This window comes from Streptomyces sp. NPDC048182 (assembly GCF_043202555.1).
Classification (GTDB): Bacteria; Actinomycetota; Actinomycetes; order Streptomycetales; family Streptomycetaceae; genus Streptomyces.
The window spans coordinates 23,634-35,044 of the sequence record NZ_JBIDAQ010000026.1 but is presented as its reverse complement, the minus strand read 5'-3'; the positions used below and the strand labels follow the sequence as shown (position 1 = coordinate 35,044).

12 protein-coding genes and 1 tRNA gene are annotated in these 11,411 nt (G+C 72.3%); 5 read left to right on the top strand and 8 right to left on the bottom strand.

The genetic code is table 11. The features are described from left to right. Nucleotides 1-322 precede the first annotated feature (322 nt). A complete protein-coding gene (locus ACGFZL_RS31400) occupies nucleotides 323-949 on the bottom strand; it encodes a helix-turn-helix domain-containing protein (RefSeq protein WP_393696889.1) in 627 nt (208 codons plus the stop codon). Between the two features lie 95 nt (nucleotides 950-1,044). Here ACGFZL_RS31400 and ACGFZL_RS31395 point away from each other — a divergent pair, with 95 nt between their 5' ends. Further along, on the top strand, nucleotides 1,045-1,533 hold the full coding sequence (locus ACGFZL_RS31395; protein ID WP_355165614.1) for a DinB family protein: 489 nt from the start codon (nucleotides 1,045-1,047) through the stop codon (nucleotides 1,531-1,533). Nucleotides 1,534-1,551: 18 nt separating this feature from the next. Here ACGFZL_RS31395 and ACGFZL_RS31390 read toward each other — a convergent pair whose 3' ends face one another. Beyond that, on the bottom strand, nucleotides 1,552-2,190 hold the full coding sequence (locus ACGFZL_RS31390; protein WP_393696887.1) for a TetR/AcrR family transcriptional regulator: 639 nt from the start codon (nucleotides 2,188-2,190) through the stop codon (nucleotides 1,552-1,554). Nucleotides 2,191-2,248: 58 nt separating this feature from the next. On the opposite strand from ACGFZL_RS31390, the gene ACGFZL_RS31385 reads away from it, so the two are divergent. After that, nucleotides 2,249-3,205 carry an NAD(P)-dependent alcohol dehydrogenase gene (locus tag ACGFZL_RS31385; RefSeq protein ID WP_393696885.1) on the top strand — a complete coding sequence of 319 codons (957 nt, stop codon included), beginning with the start codon at nucleotides 2,249-2,251 and terminating at the stop codon, nucleotides 3,203-3,205. A 209-nt stretch (nucleotides 3,206-3,414) separates the two neighbouring features. After that, complete coding sequence (locus ACGFZL_RS31380) at nucleotides 3,415-3,684, top strand: hypothetical protein (RefSeq protein ID WP_393696883.1); 270 nt, start codon at nucleotides 3,415-3,417, stop codon at nucleotides 3,682-3,684. 99 nt (nucleotides 3,685-3,783) lie between these two features. Here ACGFZL_RS31380 and ACGFZL_RS31375 read toward each other — a convergent pair. From ACGFZL_RS31375 to ACGFZL_RS31360, 4 genes are all read right to left on the bottom strand, one after another. Further along, nucleotides 3,784-3,856 (bottom strand) — tRNA-His (locus tag ACGFZL_RS31375). A 110-nt stretch (nucleotides 3,857-3,966) separates the two neighbouring features. Then, on the bottom strand, nucleotides 3,967-4,569 hold the full coding sequence (gene orn, locus ACGFZL_RS31370) for an oligoribonuclease (RefSeq protein ID WP_355165622.1): 603 nt from the start codon (nucleotides 4,567-4,569) through the stop codon (nucleotides 3,967-3,969). Between the two features lie 222 nt (nucleotides 4,570-4,791). Further along, nucleotides 4,792-5,964, bottom strand: a complete 1,173-nt coding sequence (locus tag ACGFZL_RS31365; protein WP_393696881.1) for a helix-turn-helix domain-containing protein — start codon at nucleotides 5,962-5,964, stop codon at nucleotides 4,792-4,794. 385 nt (nucleotides 5,965-6,349) lie between these two features. Continuing rightward, nucleotides 6,350-6,607 carry a hypothetical protein gene (locus ACGFZL_RS31360; RefSeq protein ID WP_355165626.1) on the bottom strand — a complete coding sequence of 86 codons (258 nt, stop codon included), beginning with the start codon at nucleotides 6,605-6,607 and terminating at the stop codon, nucleotides 6,350-6,352. A 347-nt stretch (nucleotides 6,608-6,954) separates the two neighbouring features. Between ACGFZL_RS31360 and ACGFZL_RS31355 the strand changes: the two genes are divergently transcribed. Further along, the gene (locus ACGFZL_RS31355; protein WP_355165628.1) at nucleotides 6,955-7,482 is read left to right on the top strand and encodes a universal stress protein; all 528 of its coding nucleotides are present in this window, start codon (nucleotides 6,955-6,957) and stop codon (nucleotides 7,480-7,482) included. A 21-nt stretch (nucleotides 7,483-7,503) separates the two neighbouring features. On the opposite strand, the gene glmS is transcribed toward ACGFZL_RS31355, so the two are convergent. Further along, nucleotides 7,504-9,321 (bottom strand): glutamine--fructose-6-phosphate transaminase (isomerizing), encoded by a 1,818-nt coding sequence (gene glmS / locus ACGFZL_RS31350; RefSeq protein ID WP_393696878.1) that lies wholly within the window; start codon nucleotides 9,319-9,321, stop codon nucleotides 7,504-7,506. A gap of 13 nt (nucleotides 9,322-9,334) precedes the next feature. Continuing rightward, entirely contained in the window at nucleotides 9,335-9,592 is a 258-nt protein-coding gene (locus ACGFZL_RS31345; protein ID WP_393696876.1) for a hypothetical protein, read from the bottom strand. A 186-nt stretch (nucleotides 9,593-9,778) separates the two neighbouring features. On the opposite strand from ACGFZL_RS31345, the gene ACGFZL_RS31340 reads away from it, so the two are divergent. Further along, on the top strand, nucleotides 9,779-11,356 hold the full coding sequence (locus tag ACGFZL_RS31340) for a purple acid phosphatase family protein (protein WP_393696874.1): 1,578 nt from the start codon (nucleotides 9,779-9,781) through the stop codon (nucleotides 11,354-11,356). Nucleotides 11,357-11,411: the final 55 nt, after the last annotated feature.

The window sequence follows — 11,411 nt, the reverse complement described above, 5'->3', positions numbered from 1 at the left end:
TGCACACCTACAACCACCACCGCGGCCACACCGCACTCGGAGGCAAGCCACCGATCAGCCGTGTGAACAACGCTGCGGGTCAATACACCTAGGGCCTGTCGTTTGGATCATGCCGGCGTCGCGGGGTCTGGCACGCACATCTGCCGCGTTGTCGTCACTCGCCGACTCCCCCAAGCTCTACGAGCAGGGGGCACCCCCACCGCGTCGACTCCCTCCTCCGCCTTGCAGCTGCACGCACCAGACCCCGCTCGGGTCGGTCTGGAAGCGCCGCACCTGTTTGTCGGCCTGATCCAAACGACAGGCCCTAGCTGACGCGCCCGCGCTACTTGGGCGTCGCCCGCAGGTGTGTCCGCGCTCCCTGCGGCCCGAACAGGATCAGGAGTTCCACGGTGGCGCCGTCCGCGCTGCCGAGCCAGTGCGGGAGGGTCGTGTCGAACTCGGCGGCCTCACCGGGGGTCAGGGTCAGGTCGCGCTCGCCGAGCAGCAGGCGCAGGCGGCCGTCGAGGACGTAGAGCCACTCGAAGCCCTCGTGGGTCTGCGGGGTCGGCTCGGCGGCCTTCGACGAGGCGGGGATGATCAGCTTGAACGCCTGCATGCCGCCCGGGCGCCGGGAGAGCGGGATGAAGACGCGCCCGAACCGCCGGATCGGCTTCAGGTGGATGCGCGGGTCGCCGGTGCGGGGCGCGCCGACGAGGTCGTCCAGCGGGACGTGGTAGATCCGGGCCAGCGGGAGCAGCAGTTCCAGGGTCGCCCGGCGCTGTCCGCTCTCCAGCCGGGAGAGGGTGCTCTCCGACACCCCGGTCGCCGCGGCGAGGTCGGCGAGGGTGAGGCCGCGCTCGCGGCGCAGCGCGCGCAGCCGGGGGCCGACGGCGTCCAGGACGTCTTCCGGTTCAGCCGCGGGTCCGTCGTCGCGCTCACGTCTCGTCCCGTCGTCACGCTCACGTCTCATCTCGCCATCTTGCCGGAACCGCAAGCCGGTGTGGCGGACCGGCCGGGCCTGACGAGACTGGGAGGCCACGGACCCCGTCAGAAGGCAGGCGCGCCATGGCTCACTCCTCCCGCTCCGATCGCCGGCCGCCCCGTACGGGCAACAGCGAGGCCGAGGTGCTGCGCGGGTTCCTCGGCTACCTCCGCGAGTCCGTCGCCGCGAAGGCCGAGGGCGCCCCCGAGCCCCAGGTCCGTACGGCCGGGGTGCCGTCGGGCACGAACCTGCTCGGCCTGCTCACCCACCTCACCTGTGTCGAGCGGGCGACCTTCCTCGGCGCCCGGGTCACCGACTGGCAGGCCACCTTCCACGCCGACCCCTCGGACAGCGCGGCCGAGGTCGTCGCCCGCTACCGGCAGGCGGTCGCGGAGGCCGACGAGGTGCTCGACGCGTGCGCCGACCTCGGCGCCCCGCTCCCTCGTTCCCGCCCGGGCAAGCCCGCGCCCTCCGTCCGCTGGGCGCTGACCCACCTGATCGAGGAGACCGGCCGGCACGCCGGGCACGCCGACATCCTGCGCGAGCTGATCGACGGCTCGACCGGGCGCTGAGCCTCAGGGAGACGCCCTTTACACGTGACGCAGGCCCAGCCCGGCCGGCGGCGGCAGCGGGGTGGCGGCCCCCTCCGGGGCGAAGGAGCGGAAGAGGTGGGCCAGCAGGCGCCGGGAGGCGGGCAGGGCCGTCTCGGGCGGCTGCCCGGCGAGGCCGGTGCCCGCGAGCAGGACCAGCATGATGTCGGAGAGGGCGAAGTCCGCGCGCAGTCGCCCGGTGTCGCGGGCGCGCCGGACCAGCCGCGTCAGGCCGTGCTCCGCGCGGTCGCGTTCCCCCTCGTAGTCGAAGGCGTCCGGGAACTCGGCCATGAACGCGGCGCCGAAGCCGCGGTCGGTGACCTGCATGGCGCACACCTTCTCCAGCAGGACGCGCAGACCGCGTCCCGGATCGGGGTCGGCCAGGGCGTCGTCGAGGGCCGCCGCGCAGAGCGCGAGCTGCTCGGCGAAGGCGGCGGTGACGAGCGCGGCGCGGGTGGGGAAGTGGCGGTAGAGGGTGGCCGCGCCGACACCGGCCCGGCGCGCGACGGCGCTCATCGGCGCGTCGATGCCCCGCGCCGCGAAGGTCTCGCGGGCGGCGTCGAGGATGCGCTCCCGGTTGCGCCTGGCATCGGCGCGCAGCGGCTCCGCGGGCGGGTTGTGAGACGGCTGAGCAGGCATGTCTCTCACTTCCGGCCATCTGGAAGGGATCTTCCGTTTAGCAGGTTAGCGTGCGTGCATGAGCGATATGCGCGCGGTCCTCTTCGACCGCTACGGCCCCCCGGAGGTCCTCTACGTCGGCCGCAGGCCGGTGCCGGTGATCACGCCGGAGGAGGTGCTGGTGCGGGTGGAGGCGGTCAGCCTGAACGGCGGTGAGCTGCCGGCCCGGGCGGGGAGGCTGCGCCTGGTGACGGGCCGACGCTTCCCGCAGACCGGCGGCATCGACTTCGCCGGGGAGGTCGCGGAGACCGGCTCGTCGGTCACCGGCGTGGCCGTCGGGGACCGGGTGTGGGGGCTGCTGGGCCGGCGTACGGGCAGCATGGCCGAGTACGTCGCCGTACGCCCGCGCCAGCTCGCCCCGGCCCCGGGCGGCCTCACCCCGGTCGAGGCCGTCTCCCTGCTCGCCGGCGCCACGACCTCGGTGACCGCCCTGCGCGGCAAGGCCCGACTCCAGCCGGGCGAACGGCTGTTGGTGCGCGGCGCCGCCGGCGGCGTGGGCAGCGTCGCGGTGCAGCTCGGCGCGGTCTACGGCGCCCACGTCACCGGGCTCGCGGGGGCGCGGAACCTCGACTTCGTGCGCGGCCTCGGCGCCGACGAGGCCCGGGACTACCGCACGACCCCCCTTGCCGAGCTGGGCCGCTTCGACGTCGTCCTCGATACCGCGGGCACCCGGCAGGGCGCCGTACGCCGGCTGCTGGCACCCGGCGGGCGGATGGTGGCCGTCACCGTCGACATGAACAGGCCGCTGGCCTCCCTGGCCGGCCTCCTCGCCTCCACCGTGCACGGGAAGGGCCGCATCCGCGCCTTCAGCGGCAACCCGGACACCGCGCTGCTGTCCGAGATCACCCGCCACGCGGACCGGGGCGACCTCGTCCCCGTCGTGGACACCGTCCACCGCCTGGAGGACATCGCCGACGCCCACCGGGCCCTGGAGGCGGGCGGTGTGCGCGGCAAGCACGTCATCCGGATCGGGTGAGGGGCCGGTTCGCCCGGCTGGTGCCGGTGTGATCTGAGTCACCGGGCGGGCCGGTGGCAGGTGCCGCCGTCCCGTGCGTAGGGTCGTCGTCGTCATCGCCGCCGCAGGGTCGCCAACTAGCTTTGCTGAAAGCCGTGTTGAGGTTTCGATGCGGGTATCCCGCCGCATCGTGCGACCTACCGCCCGTTCGTCTCATGAAGGAGAACCCGATGAGATCACGTACGGTCCGCATCGCGGCCGCCGTCGGCGCCGTCGCACTGCTCGGCGCCCTGGGCGCCGCCGCCCCGGCCGTCGCCGCGCCGGCGCCCGCCACGACCACCTCGGCCACCGCGCAGGCGGCCGGCTGGGAGTTCACGACCTTCTACCCCGACAAGACGGCGTGCCAGAACGGCGGCGCGTACTACCTGCGCCACGGCTACCGCGAGTACATCTGTCAGCTGGACCCGATGCGCGGCTGGGCGCTGTACGTCCGCGAATGAGGTCGGCGCGACCCTGAGTGACGGCCGCGCCGAGCCGAAGGCGTAGAGAACGCGATCAAGGGCCGACCCGTTGTTCCGGGTCGGCCCTTGACCATTCAGGGTGAGTGACGGGACTTGAACCCGCGGCATCCTGGACCACAACCAGGTGCTCTACCAGCTGAGCTACACCCACCAAGGCCGGTGTCGGAACCCGTGGTGCGGGGTTCCCCGACCGGCTGAGAAAAAGTGTACAGGGTTCGCAGGGGTGCTCGCGCCCGCGTTACGCCCTCCCTGCGCCCGCCCCTACCTGGCGCGGACCACGTGCTTCGCGGCGATCGCCTTCGCCGTGTCGGAGTCGGGGCCCGGCTGCGGGACGAAGACCGCCTCGCGGTAGTAGCGCAGCTCCGCGATGGACTCGCGGATGTCGGCGAGGGCCCGGTGGTTGCCGGACTTCTCCGGGCTGTTGAAGTACGCCCGCGGGTACCAGCGCCGGGCCAGCTCCTTGATCGAGGAGACGTCCACGATCCGGTAGTGCAGGTAGCCCTCCAGCGTCGGCATGTCGCGGAGCAGGAAGCCGCGGTCGGTGCCGACGGTGTTGCCGCACAGCGGGGCCTTGCCGGGCTCCTTGACGTGTTCGCGTACGTACGCCATGACCCGCTCCTCGGCGTCCGCGAGCGTGGTGCCGGCGGCCAGCTCGTCCAGGAGGCCGGACGCGGTGTGCATCTGGCGCACCACCTCCGGCATCGTCTCCAGCGCCGCGTCCGGCGGGCGGATGACGATGTCGACGCCCTCGCCGAGCACGTTCAGCTCCGAGTCGGTGACGAGGGCGGCCACCTCGATGAGCGCGTCGTCGGACAGCGAGAGGCCGGTCATCTCGCAGTCGATCCACACCATGCGATCGTTCATGCGGACACCCTACGGGGCGTCGCGGGGGTTCAGTGCGGGGCGTTCCTGTGGTTCGGCGGCGTCGGTGCGGGCGTCGCCAGGGGCTGCCGCCCCCGGACCCCCGCTTCGGCCTGGACGGCCTCGTCCTCAAACGCCGGACGGGCTGGGTGGGTGACCCCCGTGGACGCCGGACGGGCTGAGGTGGCTCAGCTCGTCCGGCGTCATGAGGTCAGGCCGGCGACCTCACTGCGCGCTCCGCTGCCCCGGCACGCTCGCCGCCGCCGCCAGCGGAGCGGAAGCGCGACGGGGCTGGAACGGCACCGCGTTGTCCGGGGCCGGGACGGGCGGCTCCGTGGGGAGCGGGGCCCTGGGCTCCGCGTCGGCCGGGCGGTCGCCCTGGGGGCGGCGGGCCCGGTAGGCGGCGCGGTACGCGGCGGGGGAGGAGCCCAGCTGGCGGCGGAAGTGCCCGCGCAGGGCCACCGGCGAGCGGAACCCGCAGCGCCCCGCCACCTCGTCCACCGAGTAGTCGGACGTCTCCAGGAGCCGCTGCGCCTGGAGCACCCGCTGCGTGATCAGCCACTGCAACGGCGCACTGCCGGTCAGCGAGCGGAACCGGCGGTCGAAGGTGCGGCGGCTCATGTACGCGCGGGCCGCCAGCGTCTCCACGTCGAACGCCTCGTGGAGGTGCTCAAGGGCCCAGGCGACGACCTCGGCGAGCGGGTCGGCGCCGATCTCCTCTGGTAAAGACCTGTCGAGGTAGCGCTCCTGACCGCCGGAGCGGCGCGGCGGGACCACCAGGCGGCGGGCGAGCGCGCCGGCCGCCTCGTTGCCGTGGTCCGTGCGCACGATGTGGAGGCACAGGTCGATGCCGGCCGCGGTGCCCGCCGACGTCAGGACGTCCCCGTCGTCCACGAACAGCTCGCGCGGGTCGACGTGCACCGACGGATAGCGTTTGGCGAGCGTCGGCGCGTACATCCAGTGGGTGGTGGCGGGGCGGCCGTCCAGCAGGCCGGCCGCCGCCAGGACGAAGGCGCCGGTGCACAGCCCGACGATGCGGGCGCCCTCCTCGTGCGCGCGGCGCAGTGCGTCGACCGCCTCCTCCGGCGGCGGCGAGGTGATCGAACGCCAGGCGGGCACCACGACGGTGCCGGCCCGGGAGATCGCCTCCAGCCCCTGCGGCGCGGTCAGTTCCAGGCCCCCCGTGGTCCGCAGCGGGCCTTCCTCGCCGGCGCACACCAGCAGGCGGTAGCGCGGCACGCCGGCGTCCTGGCGGTCGATCCCGAACACCGACAGCGGTATGGAACTCTCGAAGATGGGACCGCCGCTGAACAGCAGTACCGCGACGATCTCCTTGCGGCGGCGGCCGGACAGCTTGCGGGCCGCGGCCTCCGGCGCGGCGGTGGAGTCGTGGCTCATGCTGCTAAGCCCCCCTCGGTGGTCGCGGCGCCCTCAACCTTTCGGGTCTGTCGCTCCAACACGTTTCCCCTCGGTCCTGCACAGGTCCCCCGCCATGACGGTCAAGATCGAATCTACTGTGTCCCGCGGCACCGGGGTGGCCGGTTCGGCACTTGGGACATTGTCGACATCGCAACTTGGCGTAAAGCAGTCGATCACGAAGCGTCGCACTCTGGGGCGTCGCAGGGAAGTGCGCCTCGTGCCAGTGGCCAATCCCCATAGGGTGCCCGGGGTCTCGTGCAGGCTGTCCGTGCAGGTGGAACGGGGGTTGGGGGGTGGTGGGGGGTGGTGATGAGCCACTCGGTGAAGTTGGCTGAAAAGAGATGCGCCGGGGTATGGAAACCGGTCAGTCGGAACGTGTGTTTTCCGCATCCGGCCAGGCGTTCCGCTCCGCCCTCCGCTCCGAGCGCCGCAGCAGCACCCGGCACGCCCCGGTGACCGCCGCCAGGCCGAGCGCGGTGCCGGTGGCGCCGGCCAGCGAGGTGCCGTACCAGAGCAGGGCGACGGGGACGAGGACGCAGCTGAAGGCCGCCCAGCGGACCGGGTCGGTCCCGCCGTCGCGGGGGCGGGGCGGCGGCTCGGCGGGCGAGTGGGGTCCGGACATGCGTGCTCCCTGGCGCTGACTCGCGAGGATCTTCGCGATGATCAACGTCGGGCACCGCCCGGGGTCACGAGGGGCGCGCGGGCGCGCGGCGAGGTGAACTCCGCGCAAACCGCCTGTACAGCGCAGCAACCATTGCGTTACGGGCGCACCCTCGTGCATGCTCCGGGGAACCCCGAGCGGGATCTGGGCGAAGGAGGAGTGCCGCCGTACCCTTGGGGGTATGGGTTTGGGAAGACAATTCCCGGACACAGCCCCAGGTTGCAGCCTCGTACACCCCCGTACAGCCCCGCCGTATCCTCGCCGCATCCTGTTGTCCCCCATAAAAGGATCACGACGCCGAGACAGCCATGGCCGGTCACGAATTCTTCGAACCCGCGGACCGCAAGCGGCCCGTCGCCGAACCCACGGCGGCCGAGCCCCTGGCGGCGGAAGAGCCACGCTCGCCCTGCGACCCCGCCTTCAAGCACGGGGTCGTCGTCGGCTTCGACGGCTCCATGTCCAGCGAGCGCGCCCTGGCGTACGCCATCGGCATGGCCCGCCGGCACGGTGCGGGCCTCGTCATCGTGCACGTCGCCAACCGGCTGCCGACCACCGTCTGGGCGGGCTGCGAGCCCCCCGTCTTCGTGGACGTGCCGGACCACCGCACCGAGGTCCTCGGCCTGGAGCTGGCCTGCGCCGACTACCTCGCCGAGGTGCCCTGGATCCTCGTCGAGCGCGGCGGCGACATCTGCCACGAACTGGAAGAGGTCGGGCGGGAGTACGAGGCGGACGCGATCGTCGTCGGCTCCAGCCACGGCCTGGTGGGCCGGCTCTTCGGCTCGGTCGCCGGACGCCTCGCCAAGCGCGCCCAGCGGCCAGTCGTCGTCATCCCCTGACGGCCCGGCGTATCAGCGGACCTACTCCACGGTCACGGACTTCGCCAGGTTGCGCGGCTTGTCGATGTCCCGGCCGAGGGCCAGCGCCGTGTGGTAGGCGAGCAGCTGGAGTGGGATGCCCATGAGGATCGGGTCCAGCTCGTCCTCGTTCTTCGGCACGACGATCGTGTGGTCGGCCTTCTCCTGCTCGCGGTGGGCGACGGCGAGGATCTGGCCGCTGCGGGCCTTGATCTCCTCCATGGCCGCGCGGTTCTTCTCCAGCAGGTCGTCGTCCGGCACGATCGCGACCGTCGGCAGCGCCGGCTCGATCAGGGCGAGCGGGCCGTGCTTCAGCTCGGAGGCCGGGTACGCCTCGGCGTGGATGTAGGAGACCTCCTTGAGCTTGAGCGAAGCCTCGCGGGCGACCGGGTAGCCCCGGACGCGGCCGATGAAGAGCATCGAGCGGGCGTCGGCGTACCGCGCGGCCAGCTTCTCGATCGCCTCCTCCTGCTCCAGGATCTCGGCGATCTGCCGCGGCAGCCTGCGCAGGCCCTCGATGATCCGCTTGCCGTCCCGCACCGACAGGTCGCGGGTGCGGCCCAGGTGCAGGGCGAGCAGCGCGAAGGCGACGCAGGTGTTGGTGAAGCACTTGGTGGAGACGACGCAGACCTCGGGCCCGGCGTGCACGTACATGCCGCCGTCGGCCTCGCGGGCGATGGCCGAGCCGACCACGTTGACCACGCCGAGCACCCGGGCGCCCTTGCGCTTCAGCTCCTGCACGGCGGCCAGCACGTCGTACGTCTCACCGGACTGGGAGACCGCGACGTACAGGGTGTCGGGGTCGACCACCGCGTTGCGGTAGCGGAACTCCGAGGCGGGCTCGGCGTCCGCGGGGATGCGGGCCAGCTCCTCGATCATCTGGGCGCCGATCTGGCCCGCGTGGTACGAGGTGCCGCAGCCGAGGATCTTCACCCGGCGCACCGCGCGCGCGTCGCGGGCGTCCAGGTTGAGGCCGCCCAGGTGCACGGTGGAGAAGCGGTCGTCGATGCGCCCGCGCAGCACGCGGTCCACCGCCTCGGCCTGCTCGTGGATCTCCTTGTGCATGTAGGTGTCGTGGCCGCCCATGTCGTAGGAGGCGGCCTCCCACTCCACGGTGGTCGGTTCGGCGGTGGTGCGGGTGCCCTCGGTGGTGTAGGTGCGGAAGTCGTCCGCCTTGAGGGTGGCCATCTCGCCGTCGTCGAGGGTGACGATCTGCCGGGTGTGGGCGACCAGGGCGGCGATGTCGGAGGCGACGAACATCTCCTTCTCGCCGATGCCGAGGACGACCGGGGAGCCGTTGCGGGCGACCACGATGCGCTCGGGGAAGTCGGCGTGCATCACGGCGATGCCGTAGGTGCCCTCGATGAGGCGCAGGGTCTCGCGGACCTTGTCCTCCAGCTTCTCCGCCTCGGCCCGGGCGATGAGGTGGACGAGGACCTCGGTGTCGGTCTCGGAGCGGAACTCGGCGCCGTCCGCCTCCAGCTTGCGGCGCAGGTCGGCGGCGTTGTCGATGATGCCGTTGTGGACGACGGCGACCTTGTCGTCCGGCGACATGTGCGGGTGGGCGTTGGCGTCGGAGGGGGCGCCGTGGGTGGCCCAGCGGGTGTGGGCGATGCCGGTGGTGCCCTTGAAGCGCGCCGGGACCCTGGCCTCCAGGTCGCGGACCCGGCCCTTGGCCTTGACCATGCGCAGGCCGGACGCCTTCGGCGAGGTGACGACGATGCCCGCCGAGTCGTAGCCGCGGTACTCCAGGCGCTGGAGCCCCTCCAGGAGGAGGGGCGCCACGTCACGCTTGCCGATGTATCCGACGATTCCGCACATGTGTGAGCATTCCTCAGCCGTAGACGATGCGGCGCAGCTGGCGGAGCGTCAGCTCCGGCGGCGCGACCGCGCGGTATTTCAGGTCCGCCGCGATCCGTTCGAAGATCGTCGCGTTGACCAGGCCCTGGGACTGGAGTTCGCGGTGGCGGCGACGGACGTACTCCTCGGTCGTCTCGTCGAAGTAGGCGAGCACGTCCTGGATCACACGCAGCGCCTCGCCCCGGTTGAGGGGCGTGGACCGCGTCAGATGATCAACGAGTTCGTCGTGCACTCGGTAGATCTTGGGGTAAGGGGGGCGGCTATGCAAGAATCCTGCCCGATTTCGGGCAGGAGGGTCGCGGGTGGCCCCCGAGGCGCGTTGAAACTCTCATGAGCGGCTGTTCGCCGGTTGTCCACCCGATGGCCGGTATCCCGTTGCCCGGGGAGACCAGTTTCCCATGCCATGGACATTCCTCGCATGGGCGTTCCCGAGCAGCTGGCCGACCGCATGAGCATGGCCGAGCAGCACGAGTACCTCCGCTCCAAGTTCTCGCGGCGCACGCTGGTCAGGGGCGGCGCGGTCACGCTCGGGGCCGTCGTCGGCGGCGCCTTCGTGCCGGGCGCCACCGCGCAGGCGGCCACCCCGGCCGCCACCCCCGCCGCCGACCGGCGGCCCTCCGCCGAGACGGTCGACGGCGCCCTGGTCGCCCCCTTCGGCCGCCACCTCGCCTACGGCACCGACCCGCGCACCGAGATGACCGTCTCCTGGCAGGTGCCGACCGCGGTCAAGAAGCCCTTCCTCCGCATCGGCGCCCACCCCTGGGACCTCTCCCGCAAGATCGACGCCGAGCTGCGCCCGCTGCACACCCCGGCCGGGGTCGGCGCCAGCGGCGACCACACCCAGTACTACGTGCACGCCAAGCTGACCCGCCTCCAGCCCGGCCGCACCTACTACTACGGCGTCGGCCACGCCGGCTTCGACCCCGCCGAGGCCCACCTGGCCGGCACCCTGGGCACCTTCACCACCGCCCCGCGCCGCGCCGAGCCCTTCACCTTCACCGCCTTCGGCGACCAGGGCGTCAGCTACCACGGCCTGGCCAACGACGCGCTGATCCTCGCCCAGAACCCCGCCTTCCACCTGCACGCCGGCGACATCGCCTACGGCGACCCGGCCGGGCAGGGCAAGACCTCCGACACCGGCTTCGACTCCCGGGTCTGGGACCAGTTCCTGTACCAGACCGAGTCGGTCGCCAAGCAGGTGCCCTGGATGGTGAGTTACGGCAACCACGACATGGAGGCCTGGTACTCGCCCAACGGCTACGGCGGCGAGGAGGCCCGCTGGGAGCTGCCCGACAACGGGCCCGACCCGGACAACCTGCCCGGCGTCTACACCTTCGTGCACGGCAACACGGCGATCATCTCGCTGGACGCCAACGACATCTCCTTCGAGATCCCGGCCAACCTCGGCATCTCCGGGGGCACCCAGACCCGCTGGCTGGAGCGGCAGCTGAGGCGCTACCGCGCCGACCACGACATCGACTTCGTCGTGGTCTTCTTCCACCACTGCGCCTACTGCACCTCCACCGCCCACGCCTCCGAGGGCGGCGTGCGCGCCGAGTGGGTGCCGCTGTTCGAGAAGTACAGCGTCGACCTGGTCATCAACGGCCACAACCACGTGTACGAGCGCACCGACGTGCTCAAGGGCGGCAAGGTCACCAAGGAGCTGCCCATCGGCGGCACCGCCTACCCGGAGACCGACGGCGTGGTCTACGTCACCGCCGGCGCCGCCGGCAAGAGCCTGTACGCCTTCAGCGCCGACCAGAGCTACGAGGGCCACGAGAAGGACGTCGAGTCGGTGGCGTCGTTCGTGTGCGTGAAGGACGGCCACCAGCAGGAGACCGTCGACTGGTCGCGGGTGCGCTACCTCGACTACTCCTTCCTGCGCGTGGACGTCACCCCCGCCTCCCGGGGCCGGCTGGCCACGCTGAAGGTGCGGGGCATCGCGGAGACCGGCGCCCAGGTCGACCACTTCACCCTGGCCCGCCGGGCGCGGTAACCGGGCCACGCCGTCTTCTGCCGGGGCCGCCGGTGGGGGAGAGTGTGGGCTCCCA

Bases quoted from the DNA above. Each gene is read 5' to 3' on its own strand.
- ACGFZL_RS31400 (WP_393696889.1), bottom strand. From the start codon at position 949: ATGAGACGTGAGCGTGACGACGGGACGAGACGTGAGCGCGACGACGGA.
- ACGFZL_RS31395 (WP_355165614.1), top strand. From the start codon at position 1,045: ATGGCTCACTCCTCCCGCTCCGATCGCCGGCCGCCCCGTACGGGCAAC.
- ACGFZL_RS31390 (WP_393696887.1), bottom strand. From the start codon at position 2,190: ATGCCTGCTCAGCCGTCTCACAACCCGCCCGCGGAGCCGCTGCGCGCC.
- ACGFZL_RS31385 (WP_393696885.1), top strand. From the start codon at position 2,249: ATGAGCGATATGCGCGCGGTCCTCTTCGACCGCTACGGCCCCCCGGAG.
- ACGFZL_RS31380 (WP_393696883.1), top strand. From the start codon at position 3,415: ATGAGATCACGTACGGTCCGCATCGCGGCCGCCGTCGGCGCCGTCGCA.
- orn (WP_355165622.1), bottom strand. From the start codon at position 4,569: ATGAACGATCGCATGGTGTGGATCGACTGCGAGATGACCGGCCTCTCG.
- ACGFZL_RS31365 (WP_393696881.1), bottom strand. From the start codon at position 5,964: ATGAGCCACGACTCCACCGCCGCGCCGGAGGCCGCGGCCCGCAAGCTG.
- ACGFZL_RS31360 (WP_355165626.1), bottom strand. From the start codon at position 6,607: ATGTCCGGACCCCACTCGCCCGCCGAGCCGCCGCCCCGCCCCCGCGAC.
- ACGFZL_RS31355 (WP_355165628.1), top strand. From the start codon at position 6,955: ATGGCCGGTCACGAATTCTTCGAACCCGCGGACCGCAAGCGGCCCGTC.
- glmS (WP_393696878.1), bottom strand. From the start codon at position 9,321: ATGTGCGGAATCGTCGGATACATCGGCAAGCGTGACGTGGCGCCCCTC.
- ACGFZL_RS31340 (WP_393696874.1), top strand. From the start codon at position 9,779: ATGGGCGTTCCCGAGCAGCTGGCCGACCGCATGAGCATGGCCGAGCAG.